Raw genomic sequence first — 19,434 nt, 5'->3', positions numbered from 1 at the left:
CGCCTAAAATATGATGAATAATGATTGCAATCATCTTAGTGACTGGATAGCCCTTCATTCAACAACGCATAATCACTTATATGCCGTCTTATCTGGCTCAGCAACTAGCGATGCATTGACTTATTATGGTCAATTGGATGGAACTTGCTCACCTGAAGGCATATGGTTAAATACCCCTTATCAGCAATGGTACGATATGATGCCATATATAGTGGAATTATCGCCTAACAGTCCCTTTTTGACATGGATTAATGACACAACAACAAGTAATTGGGGATGGTTAGCTTTCTCTCCTTTCTCGCAACAAGAGTTAGTCGCTCAACTAAAATTATTAACAAAAGTAAAACTGCCTGATAACAAAGAGGTCTTTTTTCGTTATTGGGATGGGCATTTTTTAGCACAAATTCTAGCAGCTTCAACAAACACACAAAAACAAGCGCTATTACCTGGATTGTCGACACTTTGGACAAACAACCAAGTTATTCATTTTCCTGAGCCTATCACTATTAATAACGACACCATACAAACCCTAGCGCCAGAACAACTATCGTTATTAGCTGACGAAAAACAAAAAGAGTTACGCCAAGAGTTAAAAACGTATCTAAAACAGAAGTTCCCCAAAAAAATGCGAACATTAGGAGCAAAATACTCAGAACAATTTCTTAATTTAATGATGGATAAAATCGCTCAATACCAAATCCCCCGTAAAGATCAGGCAAAACAATTTTTAGATTTAGCGATTGTACTTGGCACTCATTTCGATACTGATCCAATGTTAAGCCGATGGGTAAAACCTCGTTTGCTTACTGTTGCAACCAACACTATCAGCTTGATCGAACTAAATGACGATTTATCAATACCTTTTAAAATAGCTATGGGTGAAAACTTATCGACTTACCTTACCCGATTACAACAATTATTGCAAAAACCGACACATTCCTTATTCGAAATCGAAAATGAAGAACAGGTGATTCAATTTGTACAGGATCTGTATCCTGAGCGGAATCAACAGTTGGCATTCGATACTCTTGAAAGGTTTTATCAGCAACAAATTCCTTATTATCAATCTCAGTTATTTTTTGATTATTCAAGTCATGCCGTGCTATTGGCAATGCAATTCTTTTTAGGGCATAGAATATTTGAAGATCCACTTTACCCTTGGGCCAGCACATTAATGATTAAAAATGGACTATTACCCGAAAAGGAATGTGTTGAGCGCATGGTCACATATGCCAAAAAACGCGTAAGAAAAGAAATTATAATGGTTAACAATCATTTGAGGAAAAATAATGTGTGCAGCTGATGGGATATTTTATCCTGGATATGAGCCTTCGAAAAAGAAAAAAGGCAATAAAAATGAAGATGAAGATAAAAATAAAGATAAAAATAAAAATGAAGATATTATCTTACCTAGTATTGAGGAACAAATAGGAGCACATACAACAGAATGTAAAAAAACCTTAGTGGTTTTTGTTGGTGGGGCAGCCGATTCTTTGTTTAAACCGTTATTAAACCACGTTTTTGGTAAGTATGAGAAACTTTATGGTCGAGGAGAAAATCGATTGCAAGATGTTTGTTATTCAGAGCATGGTGGTGGTAAGGTTGTTGCATTGATAAAAAAGTGGTTTGATGCAAAACAAAAAATTGTATTGGTTGGGCATAGTTGGGGAGGGCATAGAGTGATTTGTCTGGCAGAAGAAAACCCCGACATTATAATAGAATTATTGGTCACCTTAGACCCAGTATCATGGTCAAAAAGTGGTAAGCAGGCAAAACCGAAAAATGTAAAACGCTGGCTTAATGTGTATGTTGATTATAAAACAGCAAGCTGGTGGCGTTCTGATAATTTGATTGCACGGATTGGTGGACCATGGGAAGAATGCCAAAACGCTGACGAGAATATGATAATTAACAAGGATATAAGAGGTAATAGCATTGATTTTGGGCATGCTGATGCAAAACTGATGTTTGAATTGACGAGGGTTATATATGAAGTTATTAAATTATAAATCTATTATTTTAGCAACCACATTATCACTAACGGGCTGTATTTATGGTGATTTAGATAAAAGGACAAGGATGGATATTTATCATAACGTTGTTGAATATTGTGAATCGAACCATTATTCATTTTGTGAGGTTTATGCGCAATGTTATCTCGATATTTTTAATCAACTATATGTTAATCAAGGATTTATGGCAGCCACGTTGAGTTCAGTATTAGATTTTTCTCCAGTAAATTATAGCGCAATGAATGCTAAAGACACAATGGATGCTCTTTATTCTGAGTTAAAAGAGAAAGAAAAAATAAATAGAGAAGACCTAAGTTTAGATATTAGTTATCTATTATATTCCCATAATCAATGTTCATCCATTATTGGCGCAAAGCAGTATGATATTTCGCACTATCATCACCAAATTGAAAAATCCATAGAAAAAAAGAAAAAGAAAATGAATAAAAAATAGCTAGCTGGCAAGCCAATAGAATTATTGGTCACCTTAGACCCAGTATCACGGTCAAAAAATGTAAAACGCTGGCTTAATGTGTATGTTGATTATAAAACAGCAAGCTGGTGGCGTTTTGATAATTTGATTGCACGGATTGGTGGACCATGGGAAGAATGCCAAAACGCTGACGAGAATATGATAATTAACAAGGATATAAGAGGTAATAGCATTGATTTTGGGCATGCTGATGCAAAACTGATGTTTGAATTGACGAGGGTTATATATGAAGTTATTAAATTATAAATCTATTATTTTAGCAACCACATTATCACTAACGGGCTGTATTTATGGTGATTTAGATAAAAGATCAAGGATGGATATTTATCGTAGCGTTGTTGAATATTGTGAATCGAACCATTATTCATTTTGTGAGGTTTATGCGCAATGTTATCTCGATATTTTAAATCAACTATATGTTAATCAAGGATTTATGATAGCCACGATGTGGTCAGTATTAGAATTTTCTCCAGTAAATTATAGCGCAATGAATGCTAAAGACACAATGGATGCTCTTTATTCTGAGTTAAAAGAGAAAGAAAAAATAAATAGAAAAGACATAAGTTTAGATGTTAGTTATCTATTATATTCCCATAATCAATGTTCATCCATTATTGGCGCAAAGCAGTATGATATTTCGCACTATCATCACAAAATTGAAGAATCCATAGAAAGAAAAAAAGAAAATGAATAAAAAATAGCTAGCTGGCAAGCCAATAGGATTATTGGTCACCTTAGACCCAGTATCACGGTCAAAAAATGTAAAACGCTGGCTTAATGTGTATGTTGATTATAAAACAGCAAGCTGGTGGCGTTCTGATAATTTGATTGCACGGATTGGTGGACCATGGGAAGAATGCCAAAACGCTGACGAGAATATGATAATTAACAAGGATAGAAAAGGTAATAACATTGATTATGGGCATGCTGATGCAGAACCGATGTTTGAAAAAAATGGAGTTAACTATGAAGTTATTAAATTATAAATCTATTATTGTGGCAACCACGTTATCGCTAACGGGCTGTATTTATGGTGATTTAGATAAAAGGGCAAGGATGGATATTTATCATAACGTTGTTGAATATTGTGAATCGAACCATTATTCATTTTGTGAGGTTTATGCGCAATGTTATCTCGATATTTTTAATCAACTATATGTTAATCAAGGATTTATGAGTGCCACGATGTGGTCAGTATTAGAATTTTCTCCAGTAAATTATAGCGCAATGAATGCTAAAGACACAATGGATGCTCTTTATTCTGACTTAAAAGAGAAAGAAAAAATAAATAGAGAAGACTTAAGTTTAGATATTAGTTATCTATTATATTCCCATAATCAATGTTCATCCATTATTGGCGCAAAGCAGTATGATATTTCGCACTATCATCACAAAATTGAAGAATCCATAGAAAGAAAAAAAGAAAATGAATAAAAAATATTCGCAACTTATAGTGTATTTTATTCAGATATACTTATGAAAAAATAAGAATTGTGAAGTTATTTTATTTAAACAAGTGAAGAAATAAAAGTTATAAAATAAATATATTTTATACATTCAAATATAAGCAAATGTTAATTAAAATGGAGGTCTGAAGTGAAATTATTAAGCTATAAAAGTATTATTTTTACAACAACCATAATATTACTTACTGGGTGTGGTAATAATTATGCCTCTTCTTTAAGGAAGAAAGCAAAAATTGAAATTAATGATACAGTAACTAAATATTGTGAAGCTAATCATTATTCATTTTGTGAAATTTATGCACGTTGTTATAACAATGTTTCTAGCTACTTATATCTAGCTACAACAGATAAACTCAAGTTTATATCAGAGATAACAAACGATCCTCAATATTCGCCCAATAAAACCATGGATATTGTTTATTCCAAGTTAAAAGATAGCGAATCCAAATTAAAAAATAGCAAAGAAAAATCGAAAGAAGACTTAATTTCGCGTTATTATTATAATTCAATATTATATCCTCACAATAAATGTTCATCGATTATTGGTGCAAAACAGTATGATATTTCTCGCCACAATAACATTATTCAAAAATCATTGGATAGCATGCGAAGTTGGATGATGGTTGAAAAAAATTACAATAATTTATAGGAATTGTAACTATCCCCTAAAATAGTACAGCAAAAAAGTAGAAAATTCTCTATGATAAAAGCAAAAGGGAATTTAATTATGAAAAAAATGACTGAACATCAGATTGTATCTATTTTAAAAGAAGCTAAAGCGGGTATTCCCGTTAAAGAGCTGTGCCGTAAATATGGCATGGGGAATTCAACTTTCTACAAATGGCGAGAAAAATACGGCGGAATGGAAACTTCGGATATCAAACGCTTAAAGGAGCTGGAGGCTGAAAACCGCAAGCTTAAGCAGATGTTTGCCGAACTGAGCTTAAAATCCCAGCTGCAGGAAGAAATCATAAAAAAGCTTTAGTGCCCACAAAGGCACGTAAAACGTGGGCACAGCAACTACAACAAAATCATTCAGTTACTATTGCTATGAGTTGTGCCATTGTTGGCTTAAGCCGTTGTGCTTACTATTATCAACCTAAGTTACAGGATGATTCGGTGATTGTTTCGGTGTTGAATGCTATCACGGACAGGCATTTACGCTGGGGCTTTCCTAAATGCTTTAATCGTATCAAAAAGCTCGGCTATAAATGGAATCATAAACGGGTGTATCGGGTGTATTGTGAATTAAAGCTTAATCTCAGGATAAAGCGTAAACAGCGCATTCCTCCACGAAGCCCAGAAAGGCTATTAGCACCCAATAAACAAGGCGAATGTTGGTCAATGGATTTTATGAGTGACAGTAGTCGTAATCAGCGTCGCTTTAGGACATTCAATGTCATCGATGACTTTAATCGTGAGGCGTTAGGGATTGATATTGCAGTAAGCTTACCAGCAGGAAGGATTACCCGTTACTTAGATAAACTGGCTGAATATCATGGGTATCCATTAAAAATACGGGTCGATAATGGGCCAGAATTTACAGGAAAAACCTTTATAAACTGGGCTAAATCACATGATATAACCATTGATTATATCCAGCCTGGTAGCCCTTATCAAAATGGCTATATTGAACGATTTAATCGTACCTATCGTACTGAAGTAATCGATTTATATCTTTTTAACAACTTAGCACAAGCAAGGAGAATAACCGAAGAATGGTTAACGATTTATAATACCGAAAGACCACATGAGGCATTAAATAACATGACACCGATTGAGTATAAAACACTAAAACAAGCAGCTTAATTTTCTACGTGAGTTGTGTACTAAGTTTGGGGCATTTACAAATATAAATAAAAATTAACGCATTATCACTGAAAAGAGATATGGCGTTTTTTATATCATAAAAAAAGAAAAATAACTGTCACAGATTTGGCTAAGCGCATAACAAAATTTATCAAGACGAAATACTACATGTCTGCACCAAACATTTACCTTTACTTAAAAACGAAAGCAAACAAAAAATGTGAGAATATTTATTCGTTGCTATTAATGATTTTTCACGCACTCGCTATACAGGCATTTATTCCGATAAATCCCAATTTAGCCCGGCACTTTTATAAAAGATGATGTGTTAAGCAAATGTCCTTACCACTAAAGGTATTTATTTGGAATCAGCAAGTAACTAGCGATTCAAAAGATAGGAGTATAAAACTGAGAGAAAGTTTTTTCTTATTTAGGTGCAGCTGATCAATATAAAAAGGAACTTATCGTAAAATATTTATCAATATTATGTTTGCTAAGATCATTTTCCTAAAAAACTTATTGCTTTCTTTAATTGGAAAAAATTTACTGGTTAAATTTTAAAATTTAATAATGGTGGGTCGTGAGCGATTCGAACGCTCGACCAACGGATTAAAAGTCCGCTGCTCTACCGACTGAGCTAACGACCCATTTGATAAGAACTACTATGCGCTTAATAGCTGAAACGATAAGTAATTTCGGGGTGCTATAATACTTATAATTGTATTACTACGCAACCACTTTATTGCTACATTTTTCTAATAGCTGATTATTTATACATTTCATTTTAGTGACGCTAACTTTTTATTAGCAAGCACTACCGCATTCTTATCTTTTGGGTATTTATTCACTACTTGTTGAAAAACAGTTTTAGCTTTTTTGGTATCTCCTTTATCAAGTAAAATTAACCCCACTTTATAAAGACTATCAGCAGCTTTGGAAGAAGACGGAAAATCTTTTACTACAGTAGCATAATAAAATGAAGCATCATTTTTTTTACTTTGTTTATATAAAAGCTGACCTAGCCAATAGTTAACATTAGCTCGATAACTAGACTTTGGATAAGATTTCAGATGTTTTTTAAAGGCATCAATAACCTCGTTATTTTGCTTGCCTTCATTAACAAATCGGATTATAAAATTATAATCCGCTTTATCATCGCCAGTAGTTACCCATCCAGATAAATCTGATGAAGATTTGGACAAAGTAGGATCTGAAGATGTTTTTGAACTATATCCTTCTCCTTGTAAATCAAAATCGGTATTTGAAGAAAATCCTGAACTATTAGTCATTTGTTGAAGAATCATTTTCTGGCGTTCAATTATCTGATTAAGTTGATATTTTGTCTCTTCTAACTGACCACGAAGAGTATCTACATCTGCTTGCAAATCGCTAATTTTTTGTTGGTTTTCAATCAATAGCTGTCCTTGTGCTTGAACCGTTTGATCAATGTCGGAACTACTTGCTGCACAACCAGTAAATAAAAGGAATAAAAGTAATGTGAGTATTTTTTTATGCATATTATATAAGACTCAGTGTAAACTTAAAATTAAAAACGGCTGAATAATCAGCCGCTATAAGATGTTATTAGTATCCTACATAGGTTACTACTGCACGACGATTTTTAGCATACGCTTCTTCATCATGACCTAACACAGCAGGTTTTTCTTTACCATAAGAAACGATTTCCATTTGACTTGCAGAAGCACCGTTACCTTGTAAATATGATTTAACTGCAGCAGCACGACGTTCACCTAATGCGATATTATATTCTGGAGTACCGCGTTCATCAGCATGACCTTCAATAACAACTTTTATGTTACTTGTACGAATAAATTCAGCATGTGCATTTAATAATGTTGCATATTCAGATCTAACATTATATTTATCAAAGTCAAAATAAACTGTATTAATTTGTTGTAATTTTTGAAGTTGCTCTAAGGCTTCTTTTGATAAAGCACCATTTAAATTACCACTAACGGTTTGGCTGCTATTAGATGAGCAAGCAGTTACAGCGATTAATGGTAAAGCAACCGCTGCTACTTTAAGAAATTTAGAAAATTGCATTGTATAAACTCCTGTTGTTTGAATAAATTCTATTTATATATCTAACCAACTTTTAAGTAACGCCCGTTATGGGACTAAAAGATTAGAGTAATATATTATAACGACCTTAAACTTTACACAATTTTAATAATTGCAATGTAGTTGTTTTTTTAAGCTGTCTTTATAAATATGGTGACCATGCAGGGAATTTTACTTGCCCATCAGTAGCTGGTAACCTTGCCTTAAAATTACCATCTGTAGAAACAAGGTTCAAAATTGTACCTAACCCTTGAGATGAACTATAAATGATCATTGTACCATTTGGTGCAATACTTGGCGTTTCATCTAAAAAAGTATCAGTTAAACGTTGATAGGTTTTTGTATCCATATCATATCGAGTTATATGTTGTTCGCCATTATTGCTTGATATCATTGCAATAAACGAACCATCAGGTGACACTCTGGCATTCTGATTTTGCGTATTATCCCAAGTCACCCTCTGCGATTCACCTGTATTTATATTAATACTATATAACTGCGGGCGACCTGCTTGATCAGAAGTGTAAACAATAGTTTGATTGTCCGGCATCCAAGATGGTTCTGTATTATTACTACGGCTAGAAGTAATTTGAGTAATTTGTTTGTTACTTAATGTCATCATATATAAATTTAAGCTACCGCCTTTAGATAGAGCAAATGCTAATTTACTACCATCCGGAGAAAATGCCGGCGCCCCATTATGCTGAGGAAAAGATGCAATTGTTTGTACAGCACCACTATCCAAAGTTTTTAACACTAATGAAGAATGCCCCCCTTCAAAAGTTACATAAGCTATTTTTTTCCCATCTGGTGACCAAGTAGGAGACATTAATGGTTCCTTAGAACGATGAACAGTAATTTGATCATAACCATCATAATCAGACACTCTTAATTCGTGCGAAAACGGCCCTTTAGTCATTTTTACAACATAAGCAATTCGTGTTCTAAATGCTCCCTTAATACCAGTTAGTGATTCAAAGATTTCATCACTTGCAGTATGAGCTGCATAACGAACCCAACGCTTTTCAATAGAGAATTGATTTTGAGCTAAAACTGTACCTGGTCGATTAACTGTATCGACTAATTGATAATTTATAAGATATTTTCCTGACGCATCAGGTTGTATTGAGCCAACAACAACAGCTGAAACACCAACTTTGTTCCATACAGTTGGAGTAACCTCTGAAGCTGTTGTCGGTTTCTGAGGCATTTGATTAACGTCAATAGGATTGAACTTACCACTGTTACGCAAATCAGAAGCAATAATTTCTTCAATGGCTTGTGGCGGTTCTCCACCACCTGTCCATTTAAATGGGGCAACAGCTATAGGTTTAGCTGAGCTCACTCCATCAGTAATAATAATTCTAACTTCAGAATTAGCCATTGAGGTAAAAAGTAAAATAAAACAAGTTACCAAAAAGCGGGAGGCGAATTTGATCATCTTAAATTCCTTAATAAAAATAAGATACACAGAGTTGAATAAAATATAAAATCATAAAAAACAGAAAACCAAGCTTTTAGGAATTCATATGCTGTCTCTAATTAATTCCATATATTAAGCTTTACAAACCATTAACAATTATACCCTGAGAAAGATAGTCGATATCTAGTCACAAGTCTATAGCCTTTAAAATAAAAAGATTTTTATCATTTAATTGTTTGATTATATATAATAATCAAAGTGATATTAAAAATAATTATTCTAAATCTAATTGCTTATACTAATCCTATTTAGGTAAGGTTTAAAGTGTTTCATAAGATATTTTTATATAAGCGGTAGAAGGGATGTATTAAAAATGTTAAAGCCATTTGACAAATAGCCAAAAGTGATAATTTTGGCTTAATAAGTATTTCTATTTTTGACAAAATTCACAATAAAAAGTATTACGCTGTCCAATTTTTTGTGATTTTATTTCTGTACCACAAATCAGACATTGTTCACCTTCGCGTCCATAAACTTGTAACTCCTGTGCAAAATATCCAGGTTTACCATTAGACTGCAGGAAATCCTTGAGTGTTGTTCCTCCTTGTTTAATTGATTTAGTAAGAACTTGCTTAATAGCAGCTACAAGCCTTTCAAATTCATTTAATTGTAAGGAGTTTACTTTTCGAGTAGGGTTGATTTTTGCCATAAATAACGATTCAGAAGCATAAATATTACCAACCCCAACCACAATATGGTTATCCATAATCCAACTTTTTATGGGAACTTTTCGACTCCTTGCTTTTTCAAATAAATATTCAGTTGAAAATTCGTCACTTAAAGGCTCTGGTCCCAAATGTTGTAATTGAGATATTTCGTCTAGCGAATTTGCCCAAAGCCAAGATCCAAAACGCCTAGGATCGGTATAACGTAGAGTAACGCCGTTTTCTAAAACTAAATCAATATGATCATGCTTTTCTGCTTTTTGTGGATTTTTTAAAATACGTAAACCTCCAGACATTCCTAGATGAATTACGATCCAATTGTTGGGTAACTGTAATAATAAATATTTTGCACGACGTTTTATATCTAAAATAACTTGCCCGTGCACATTACTTATAGCCTTATCAACGGACCAACGTAATTTAGGTTGTCGAACAATAATTTTATCGATAATCTGTCCTTTCAAATACGGCAAAATACCTCGACGACTTGTCTCAACTTCTGGTAATTCAGGCATATAATTTCCATTTAGTTATTTAATAGGTCAGTAACCCAAGTTGGTGCCTGCTGAACGGACCTAGGCTGGTTATTCGCTGAGCATAAGCTATGAGGGTTAATTGTCCATACTGGTAAAGAGCGAATACCACTTCCATCACATTGCCACTGTCCATCACTATCAATAGGTACCATAAAAATATTTTGAGGTAGTGGCAATACTAATTTCTTTGGTGGATTATTTTGTAAATATTCACTATAAATTTTTAAGGCGCCAGTTGCTCCTGTTAATTTCATTGGAGAATGATCATCTAAACCAATCCAAACAACAGCAACATTTTTACCATCTATCCCTGTAAACCAGCTGTCACGAGAATCATTACTTGTTCCTGTCTTAGCTGCTAAATTAAATGAACCATATTTAGCTTTTAGTGAACGAGATGTCCCCGAGTTAACAACTTGCTGCATAGCATAAGTGGTTAAATAAGCCGATTGTTGAGATACGGCCTGAAGCTGTTGTGGGTAGCTTTGATAAACTAGCTCACCTTTATCGGTCAATACATATCTTAAAATAGAAAGTGGAGATCGTTGACCATTATTAGCTATCGTTTGAAACATCTGCGCCGTTTCTAACGGTGTTAATTCTAAAGCACCTAGTAATCTTGATGGTAAATTAGATATACGGTCTGTTGATACACCTAATGATTGTAAAGTATTCCTTGTTGCATCAAGCCCTAATGCCATTCCTAGATTAACTGTTGGCACATTAAGCGAAAGTGCTAAAGCATCTACTAACATAACACGATCACGAAATTTACGATCATAGTTTTTCGGTTCCCAATAACCATTACCATCAAGCTTTATTGATAAAGGTTTATCATCAAGCCAAGTATTAAGTTGGTAATGGTCGGGTTGCCCTAGTGCAGTTAAATAAGTTGACGGTTTAGCTAATGAACCAATTGCTCGCTGAGTTAACCAAGCACGGTTATATCCTGGATAACGAGGTTCAGCACTACCAATGATAGAGCGAATTTCTCCAGTTTCTCGGCTAACTATAACCATTGCTGTTTGTAATTCTTTATTAGTTGATTTTCGCAGTTTCTCAATTACGTTAGTTACCGCTTGCTCTGCAGCTGATTGAGCTATAGGATCAAAGGTAGTAAAAATCTTCATACCAGACAGATGTTCTGCCTTATCGCCTAATTGTTTTCTAAGTTCACTACGCACAACTTGCATAAATGCTGGTTGTGGCGAAATTACACCACCTTTGGGCAAAACTGATAGTGGGCGCTGACTTAATAAATTATACAACTCATCATCAATAATACCTTGCTGCTGAGCAAGTTTTAAAACAACATTACGACGTTCAATAACTTGTTGAGGTTGTGTCCAAGGATTATATAATGAAGCTCCTTTTACCATGCCAACAAGTACCGCTTGCTGATCTAATGTCAGTTCATTAACTGGGCGACCAAAATAGTAAAGACTTGCTAATGGAAAACCATGGATCTCTTCACTACCCGCTTGCCCAAAATAAACTTCGTTTAAATAAAGCTCTAAAATACGTTCTTTGCTATAGCGTCCATCCAAAATAAGAGCCATATAAGCTTCACGTATTTTGCGACTTAAACTACGTTCGTTAGTTAAAAAAAGGTTTTTGACTGTTTGCTGAGTTAATGTACTTCCACCTTCAGTACGACCTGTTGTTAAATTAACAAAAATCGCACGACCAATAGAATATAAACTTACGCCATGATGATCATAAAAACGTTTATCTTCCGTTGCGACTAATGTTTGTAATAATGAATCAGGAAACTCTTTTAATGGAACAAACAGCCGTTGTTCTCCATTTGGAGAATGCATCATAGTAATTAATTTAGGATCAATCTTAAGCAATCCAAAATCACGACCTGAATCTATATTAGTAATACGATCAATACGATTTTCATAAAAAGTTATTCTAACTCTAAAAGCTTGCTCTTCACCATCAGGAAAAGTAAAAGGTCGACGATAAATTTCAACCGCATCATTTCTTACAATAAATTCGCCTGGACGAGTAGCTTTGGTATCTTGTTGACGATATTGCGCACCAACTAATATTGTTACCACATCATTTAGACTATATTCACTATCTGGTTCAAGATCAATAATTTGCCCATAAACTGCAGCCGGTAACTCCCATACATTTCCATCAATCCGTTCTTTAATTTGTTGATCAAGATAAACGCCATAAATAATAGCCACTGCAGCAAAGACAAGAAACAACTTAAATAGTAGTGTCAAAAATCGTCGCCAAAGTGTAGTCTTTTTATTTTTTCTGGCCTTTTTAGAAGAGCGTTTTTTTTCTGTTTTAGCTGATGTTTTCAAACTGCACCTAACATTTATTATTAAATAATAATTAGCTTATGATAACATAATTTTTAAGGGCACCTTGACCACCTTTTTTAAAAAGGCCAGGTAAGTAAAGGTTTAAATATAAAAACAAATATATAAACTTAAAAGTTTAGTTGAGAGCTAATACTTTTAACTTTTGAAAAGAATGCCTTTCTCGACTTACCTGTTAATCCTTCTGAAATAGGTAAACTTGCTGTTAATGGATTAACTGGCTTGTTATTAATATGTAATTCAAAATGAAGATGAGGTCCAGTAGAACGCCCTGTATTTCCCGATAGGCCGATTTTATCGCCTTGCTTAACTTGTTGACCTGGTTTAACTAAAATTTTATCCAAGTGCATATAAGTTGTCATATACTGACGACCATGCCGAATAGCAATATAGTTACCCGCTGAACCACTATATTTTGCAATTACTACTTCACCATTACCAACGGATAATACAGGAGTACCACGTGATACAGCAAAATCAACACCATTATGAGGGGCTATTTGTCCTGTAACAGGGTGTAAACGACGTGGATTAAATCCAGAAGAAACACGTGCTTTTTTCGCTAAAGGATAACGGAAAAAACTCTGCGATAAGCTGTTACCATTAATATCATAATATTTACCATCATCAGCTAAAATAGCATAATAATCCTTATTTCCATTTTTAATTCGAATACCTAACAACTGACTATTAGATAAGCTTTTACCATGCATTTCCCGTGTTAGAGCAACTGAAAATTTATCACCAACTTGTAATCGACGAAAATCTAAGCGCCACTGTAAAGCGCGAGTAATAATACCTATTTCATTACTAGTTAACCCACTTTTTCGAGCATCGGCAACAAAACTAGATTTAATGTCACCTTTTATAACAATATTTTGTGGGATGACTTCAGCAGTTTCAGAGCTTTCTATAAATTTATCACCCGATTTTTCATAGATTCGAATATTATTGCTTGATATTGTCCAACTAAAAGTTTGCAAATTATGATTATCATCAGTTGTCCAACTAATTTGTTGACCAATTCGTAGATTTGCAAGTTGCTTAAATTTTGTTGTTAATTGATAGATATCATTTTTATTAACATTATAACGAATTAGAATATCATGCAAAGTATCGCCACGAACAATAGTATATTGTACTGCATTATCTTTACCATCAACGATATCATCTAATTCATCTTTAACAATTTCATCTTCAGGAACATCAGATGATTCAGCAACGGTAGCCATTTTCCCATTTACTATCTCGACTTTTCCATCACCATCAATAGAGCTGGAATTATCATTTACAGTAGTTTCAACTTGAGGAGTTAAAGGAACATAAATTGTTCGATCCAAATTGAGCGGACGCCACAGAGCAGTAAATAAAATAACAATAAAAAGAACGCCCAATATTGAAAAATAGGGAATTTTAAAATTATTTTTTTCAATATTGAAGGATTTTATTTTTCTTGCCAAAATTAACCTTAACTATTTATTACTAAAACTAATTTTTATCTAAACAATCCAACAGTTGCTGTGTTAAATTTGTTAAAAATTGTAAATATGCACCTTTTGAAGGTGTTATACTCGTTCCTAATGGATTCAATTCTCCAATTCGAACATCTGTTCCACTCACTAATTTTTCAATAACTGCAGGGCTAAACTGTGGCTCACGAAATACACATACTGCTTGGTGCTCTTTGAGCTCCTGTTGAATAGCATAAACTTTTTGAACACCGGGCTGAACTGCTGGATTTATAGTAAAACTGCCTAGTTTTTTTAATCCGAACTGTGCCTCAAAATACCCATAGGCGTCATGAAACACAAAATACCCTCTATTTTGTACGGTAATTAGTTTTTTTGCAATGTTTTGTTCTGTTTCTGTGAGTTTAGTAATGAATTCGTTTAAATTTTCATCAATTAATATGCTTTTATCTGGATAAAGCGTAACAAGTCTATCATGAATTGATTGTGCGATAATTTTAGCAATTTTAGGTGAAAGCCAAATATGCTCATCATATTCACCATGGTGATCTTGATTGACCTCATCATGAGAATGATCATCTTCGTGATCATCATGGCTGGTTCTAAGTAACGATTTGATTTCTGGTACAGCCATTAATTCAATTTGCTTTTGCTTATCTATATTTTTTAAAATTGTTGGCATAAAAGCTTCCATATCTTCACCGACCCAAACCACAAGTTCGGCTGATTTAAGTTTTGCTAAATCAGAGGGCTTTAAATAATAAGTGTGTGGAGATGCGCTATCAGGAAGTAAAATATCATTATCAGTTACTCCTGAAGCAATGGCTTCAGTAATAAACCCAATGGGCTTTACAGATGAAATAACTGTCGCATTAGCTATGTTAGTGATAGTTTGCATAAATATTAATGAACAAAATATCATTAAAGAACAGATTAATTGTTTACTATTTTGTGCAATATATTTTTTCACACCATATATCCTATATTTAAAAGTATGATAGAATAAAAACATTAATTGTTATAATATAACATAACATTATTGTAGGCAAGGGCTCTTAACGATATGACACCACTAATTTCTCTTGATAGTGTTTCAGTAGAAATTGACCATCAAAAAATATTATATGACGTTTCGTTAGCAATACATCTTAATCAAATTATTACATTACTTGGTCCCAATGGTGCAGGTAAATCAACTCTAGTAAAAGTCATTTTAGGTTTAATTCCATTTACTTCAGGGACAATTAAGCGTTCAACCAATTTAACAATTGGTTATGTACCACAATCAATTAATTTAAATACCACTCTGCCTATTACTGTTAAACGTTTTATGCACTTAAATAAACAGTTAAATACCGAAAAAATTTTTAATACGTTATCAATGGTAAAAGCTGAATATTTGATTAATAAATCTATGCATCAATTATCGGGTGGAGAATTGCAACGCGTATTATTAGCTCAAGCCTTAGCAAAGCAACCTCAATTATTAATTCTTGATGAACCAACTCAAGGAGTGGATGTTAGTGGTCAAGTATTATTATATGATTTAATCGTTAATGCAAAAAAACAGTTTAATTGCGGTGTATTAATGGTTTCTCATGATCTTCATTTAGTTATGGCAAAAACAGATGAAGTAATTTGTTTAAATCATCATATTTGTTGTTCAGGCACACCTGCTATTGTATCTAATGATCCTGAGTTTATTTCTCTCTTTGGACGACATGGGGCTTCACAAATCGCTGTTTATAAACATCATCATAATCATCAACATGATTGCTGCACTTCTACTATTGATCAACATAAGCAAATTGCTATGTCTAGTTATGGAAAAAAAAATAATGATTGAGTTACTATTACCTTCTTTATTAGCTGGTTTATGCTTAACAAGCATAACTGGTCCCTTAGGTACTTTCGTTGTTTGGCGTAAAATGTCTTATTTTGGTGATACCCTATCCCATGCTGCTTTACTTGGTATCGCTTTTGGTTTTTTACTGAATATCAATTTATTTTATGCAGTCATTTGTGTAACTCTTTTACTGGCCTTAGGATTACTTTGGTTAGAAGCTCAAAAACAACTTCCAATTGATAGTTTACTTGGTATTTTAGCTCATAGTGCATTATCTCTTGGTTTAGTTGTAATTAGTTTAATGAATAATATCCGAATCGATCTAATGGGATACTTATTTGGTGATCTATTATCAGTAACATATTCTGATCTTTATCAAATTACTACTTGTGTAGCATTTATTGGTGCCTTATTGCTTTGGCGATGGAATGACATTTTATTTATTACTGTAAGTGAAGAGTTAGCTTTTAGTCACGGTATTAATGTTCAAATAACAAAATTGCTTTTAACTCTACTGTTGGCGCTAACAATAGGTCTATCAATGAAATTTGTTGGAGCTCTGATTATTACATCTTTACTTATCATCCCTGCCGCAACAGCCAAATATTATTCAAAAACTCCCGAGGCAATGGCAATAATTGCTATAATAATTGGTATGTTATCAGTGATTACAGGACTAATATTTTCTTTTATTTACGACACACCAACAGGGCCATCAATTGTATTAAGTAATACTTGTTTATTTTTTATATCATTATTTATTTCAAAATTAACTTTAAACAAAAAAAATTAAGATTATTGCAAAATTAGATTATTTATTGCGTGACATATCCCATTAATAAAAATGACTTTAATAATCAGTTAACTATTTCTAATACTATAATAGTACAATTCAATATGTTGATAATTAAAAACTATGTCACTTGCAATTATTTATACTCGAGCATCTATTGGAATACAAGCACCGTTGATAAACGTTGAAGTTCATATTAGTAACGGGTTACCTGGTTTTGTTTTAGTTGGTCTGCCTGAAGCAACGGTTAAAGAAGCTAAAGATCGAGTTAGAAGTGCTATTATTAATAGTGGTTTTACTTTTCCTTCAAAAAAAATAACTGTTAACTTATCTCCTGCAGATCTTCCAAAGGAAGGAAGTCGCTTTGATTTACCAATAGCTATCGCTATTCTTGCCGCTACAGAGCAAATTCCAACAGATAATCTATTACATTATGAATTTTTGGGAGAATTAGCTCTTTCAGGTAATATTAGAGCAGTAAAAGGAGCAATTCCGGCAGCTATTTCTTCTAAAAAGAAAAATCGCACACTAATTATTTCAGCAGAAAATCAATCTGAAATTTCTTTAATTCACCAAAACAATACTTTAATCACCAATAACTTATTAGAGTTATGCCAATATTTATATAACGAAATTGACTTGCCAGCAGTCCAATATCGTGAATACAAAGATATTGATAATAATTTATCAAGCCTACAAGATATAATCGGACAGGAACAAGCCAAAAGAGCATTAGAAATTGCAGCCGCAGGAGGTCACAATTTACTATTAATTGGACCTCCTGGAACAGGTAAGACTATGTTAGCAACTCGTTTGACTTCCCTGTTACCTCAATTATCTGATGAAGAAGCACTTGAAAGTGCGGCAATAACTAGTCTAGTTAGTCCAAATGGATCAATTAAAAACTGGCGTAAGAGGCCGTTTAGATCACCTCACCATAGCGCATCAGCAGCAGCATTGGTTGGCGGAGGAACAATACCTAAACCAGGAGAAATATCACTAGCACATAATGGGGTTTTATTTTTAGATGAATTACCAGAATTTAACCGAAAAGTATTAGACGCTCTTAGAGAACCAATTGAGTCAGGTGAAATTATCATTTCGAGAGCAAACGCAAAAATAAAATTTCCTGCTAAGTTTCAATTAATAGCAGCAATGAATCCAAGCCCTACAGGACATTATCAAGGAACACACAATAGAACAACACCCCAGCAAACAATTCGCTATCTAAATCGACTTTCAGGACCATTTCTCGATAGATTTGATATTTCTATTGAAGTACCTTTATTGCCTAAAGGCACCTTAAGTCAAAAAAAGACTTCCGATGAATCAACCGAAACGGTAAAACAGCGAGTTTTACAAGCAAGAAATATTCAGTTTAAAAGAAACAATAAATTAAATAGTCAGTTAAGTGCAAATGAAATACAATGTTATTGCAAATTATCAGATGAAAATAATGAATATTTAGAACAAGCATTGATTAAATTAGGACTCTCTGCTAGGGCGTGGCATCGTATATTAAAAGTATCGCGTACAATTGCAGATTTAGATTCGTCAGAAAATATAGAACGAAAACATATTTCAGAAGCATTAAGTTATCGTTCTATGGATCGATTATTAATTCAATTACACAAAAATATCGGTTAAAAGAATTAGTCGTCACTATCGACAAAATCATCAGTTGTATCAACTTGAGGCTTCCCGCCGGATAATGTATGAAAGCGTTTAGGCTTATTTATACGAGAAAGATATTTTAGCCAAGTTTTTTCGAAATCAGTTGATGGTTCCTTTTTACCTTTACAAACGGCAACAAATGATTTTTCTTCTGCTGTAGTAGGTTTTCTAACTTCTGTATCAAGATCTTTAAAAGCACACCCATGTTTTTCCAAAATAAGAGCTTCTTTAATAGTAAAGTCTCCGTGACGAGAAAATCCTCTTGGATAATTCTTATTATCAAAAAAACGTTGTTGACTTACAAAACTCTCAGCCATGTTCTATCCTCTAGGTTGTAAAAGTATCTGGGCAGGAATTATAATTGACTAAGTTAATCTGTAAATAGAATTCTTTTATTTGTTCTATCAAAAATGACTAAATGATTAAATTTAAAACAGAACAATTATTTTTGTGGCAGGGGCGGAGAGTCTCGAACTCCCAACACCCGGTTTTGGAGACCGGTGCTCTACCAATTGAACTACGCCCCTAAATAAGGTGGCGGAACGGACGGGGCTCGAACCCGCGACCCCCTGCGTGACAGGCAGGTATTCTAACCAACTGAACTACCGCTCCACCGTATTTGGTATGTATATATAAAATTTAAAAGTCTGGCGGCACCCTACTCTCACATGGGTAATACCCACACTACCATCGGCACTACGGCGTTTCACTTCTGAGTTCGGCATGGGGTCAGGTGGGACCACCGCGCTATTACCGCCAGACAT

The 19,434-nt window shown here is 33.8% G+C and carries 20 protein-coding genes, 3 tRNA genes and 1 rRNA gene; 12 read left to right on the top strand and 12 right to left on the bottom strand.

Annotated elements, in window-relative coordinates; genetic code table 11:
* Positions 1-10: 10 nt before the first annotated feature.
* The 9 genes from GYW75_RS09145 (at position 11) to GYW75_RS09105 (ending at position 5,780) form a co-directional block, all read left to right on the top strand.
* Positions 11-1,303: a DUF4123 domain-containing protein gene (locus GYW75_RS09145; protein ID WP_174799186.1), complete on the top strand. Its 1,293-nt coding sequence runs from the start codon at positions 11-13 to the stop codon at positions 1,301-1,303.
* The gene (locus GYW75_RS09140) at positions 1,290-2,009 is read left to right on the top strand and encodes an alpha/beta hydrolase (RefSeq protein ID WP_174799184.1); all 720 of its coding nucleotides are present in this window, start codon (positions 1,290-1,292) and stop codon (positions 2,007-2,009) included. The genes GYW75_RS09145 and GYW75_RS09140 overlap by 14 nt, the downstream gene beginning before the upstream one ends.
* Positions 1,990-2,466 (top strand): hypothetical protein, encoded by a 477-nt coding sequence (locus GYW75_RS09135; protein ID WP_174799182.1) that lies wholly within the window; start codon positions 1,990-1,992, stop codon positions 2,464-2,466. The genes GYW75_RS09140 and GYW75_RS09135 overlap by 20 nt, the downstream gene beginning before the upstream one ends.
* Before the next feature lie 24 nt (positions 2,467-2,490).
* Positions 2,491-2,751, top strand: coding sequence for a hypothetical protein (locus tag GYW75_RS09130; RefSeq protein WP_174799181.1), 261 nt, complete (start codon positions 2,491-2,493; stop codon positions 2,749-2,751).
* Positions 2,732-3,199, top strand: coding sequence for a hypothetical protein (locus tag GYW75_RS09125; RefSeq protein ID WP_174799179.1), 468 nt, complete (start codon positions 2,732-2,734; stop codon positions 3,197-3,199). The genes GYW75_RS09130 and GYW75_RS09125 overlap by 20 nt, the downstream gene beginning before the upstream one ends.
* A gap of 31 nt (positions 3,200-3,230) precedes the next feature.
* A complete protein-coding gene (locus GYW75_RS09120; RefSeq protein ID WP_174799177.1) occupies positions 3,231-3,491 on the top strand; it encodes a hypothetical protein in 261 nt (86 codons plus the stop codon).
* Positions 3,472-3,939, top strand: coding sequence for a hypothetical protein (locus GYW75_RS09115; RefSeq protein WP_174799175.1), 468 nt, complete (start codon positions 3,472-3,474; stop codon positions 3,937-3,939). Before GYW75_RS09120 ends, GYW75_RS09115 begins: the two co-directional genes overlap by 20 nt.
* Before the next feature lie 162 nt (positions 3,940-4,101).
* Complete coding sequence (locus tag GYW75_RS09110; RefSeq protein ID WP_174799173.1) at positions 4,102-4,620, top strand: hypothetical protein; 519 nt, start codon at positions 4,102-4,104, stop codon at positions 4,618-4,620.
* 78 nt (positions 4,621-4,698) lie between these two features.
* Positions 4,699-5,780, top strand: a protein-coding gene (locus GYW75_RS09105; RefSeq protein ID WP_446719043.1) for an IS3 family transposase whose coding sequence is annotated in 2 segments (ribosomal slippage) — positions 4,699-4,945 and positions 4,945-5,780 — 1,083 coding nt in all. Because the reading frame shifts where the segments join, the coding sequence is not laid out codon by codon here.
* A gap of 571 nt (positions 5,781-6,351) precedes the next feature.
* On the opposite strand, the gene GYW75_RS09100 is transcribed toward GYW75_RS09105, so the two are convergent.
* The 8 genes from GYW75_RS09100 to znuA all read right to left on the bottom strand — a co-directional run bounded on the left by GYW75_RS09100 (position 6,352) and on the right by znuA (position 15,327).
* Positions 6,352-6,427, bottom strand: a tRNA-Lys gene (locus tag GYW75_RS09100).
* A gap of 132 nt (positions 6,428-6,559) precedes the next feature.
* Positions 6,560-7,297, bottom strand: coding sequence for a tol-pal system protein YbgF (ybgF, locus tag GYW75_RS09095; RefSeq protein ID WP_034914776.1), 738 nt, complete (start codon positions 7,295-7,297; stop codon positions 6,560-6,562).
* Positions 7,298-7,364: 67 nt separating this feature from the next.
* On the bottom strand, positions 7,365-7,844 hold the full coding sequence (pal, locus tag GYW75_RS09090; RefSeq protein WP_034914778.1) for a peptidoglycan-associated lipoprotein Pal: 480 nt from the start codon (positions 7,842-7,844) through the stop codon (positions 7,365-7,367).
* 160 nt (positions 7,845-8,004) lie between these two features.
* Complete coding sequence (gene tolB / locus GYW75_RS09085; RefSeq protein WP_174799250.1) at positions 8,005-9,300, bottom strand: Tol-Pal system beta propeller repeat protein TolB; 1,296 nt, start codon at positions 9,298-9,300, stop codon at positions 8,005-8,007.
* 415 nt (positions 9,301-9,715) lie between these two features.
* Complete coding sequence (gene mutM / locus GYW75_RS09080; protein WP_174799171.1) at positions 9,716-10,525, bottom strand: bifunctional DNA-formamidopyrimidine glycosylase/DNA-(apurinic or apyrimidinic site) lyase; 810 nt, start codon at positions 10,523-10,525, stop codon at positions 9,716-9,718.
* An 11-nt stretch (positions 10,526-10,536) separates the two neighbouring features.
* Entirely contained in the window at positions 10,537-12,870 is a 2,334-nt protein-coding gene (gene mrcB, locus GYW75_RS09075; protein ID WP_194240463.1) for a bifunctional glycosyl transferase/transpeptidase, read from the bottom strand.
* A gap of 128 nt (positions 12,871-12,998) precedes the next feature.
* Positions 12,999-14,348 carry a murein DD-endopeptidase MepM gene (mepM, locus tag GYW75_RS09070; RefSeq protein WP_174799170.1) on the bottom strand — a complete coding sequence of 450 codons (1,350 nt, stop codon included), beginning with the start codon at positions 14,346-14,348 and terminating at the stop codon, positions 12,999-13,001.
* Positions 14,349-14,376: 28 nt separating this feature from the next.
* Positions 14,377-15,327: a zinc ABC transporter substrate-binding protein ZnuA gene (gene znuA / locus GYW75_RS09065; protein WP_202983961.1), complete on the bottom strand. Its 951-nt coding sequence runs from the start codon at positions 15,325-15,327 to the stop codon at positions 14,377-14,379.
* 93 nt (positions 15,328-15,420) lie between these two features.
* Between znuA and znuC the strand changes: the two genes are divergently transcribed.
* The 3 genes from znuC (at position 15,421) to GYW75_RS09050 (ending at position 18,643) form a co-directional block, all read left to right on the top strand.
* Positions 15,421-16,203 (top strand): zinc ABC transporter ATP-binding protein ZnuC, encoded by a 783-nt coding sequence (gene znuC / locus GYW75_RS09060; protein WP_065590726.1) that lies wholly within the window; start codon positions 15,421-15,423, stop codon positions 16,201-16,203.
* Complete coding sequence (gene znuB / locus GYW75_RS09055; protein ID WP_085166028.1) at positions 16,196-16,996, top strand: zinc ABC transporter permease subunit ZnuB; 801 nt, start codon at positions 16,196-16,198, stop codon at positions 16,994-16,996. Before znuC ends, znuB begins: the two co-directional genes overlap by 8 nt.
* A gap of 123 nt (positions 16,997-17,119) precedes the next feature.
* Positions 17,120-18,643, top strand: a complete 1,524-nt coding sequence (locus GYW75_RS09050) for a YifB family Mg chelatase-like AAA ATPase (RefSeq protein WP_085166025.1) — start codon at positions 17,120-17,122, stop codon at positions 18,641-18,643.
* A 5-nt stretch (positions 18,644-18,648) separates the two neighbouring features.
* Here GYW75_RS09050 and GYW75_RS09045 read toward each other — a convergent pair whose 3' ends face one another.
* The 4 genes from GYW75_RS09045 to rrf form a co-directional block, all read right to left on the bottom strand.
* The gene (locus tag GYW75_RS09045; RefSeq protein WP_034914792.1) at positions 18,649-18,987 is read right to left on the bottom strand and encodes a DUF413 domain-containing protein; all 339 of its coding nucleotides are present in this window, start codon (positions 18,985-18,987) and stop codon (positions 18,649-18,651) included.
* 134 nt (positions 18,988-19,121) lie between these two features.
* Positions 19,122-19,197: transfer RNA gene (locus GYW75_RS09040), tRNA-Trp, on the bottom strand.
* 8 nt (positions 19,198-19,205) lie between these two features.
* Positions 19,206-19,282 (bottom strand) — tRNA-Asp (locus GYW75_RS09035).
* A 33-nt stretch (positions 19,283-19,315) separates the two neighbouring features.
* Positions 19,316-19,431, bottom strand: a 5S ribosomal RNA gene (rrf, locus tag GYW75_RS09030).
* Between the last annotated feature and the right edge of the window lie 3 nt (positions 19,432-19,434).

Origin of the sequence: Gilliamella sp. ESL0232 (assembly GCF_013346885.1) — a bacterium.
GTDB lineage: Bacteria > Pseudomonadota > Gammaproteobacteria > Enterobacterales > Orbaceae > Gilliamella > Gilliamella bombi.
This window is presented reverse-complemented; position numbering and strand designations above follow the sequence as displayed.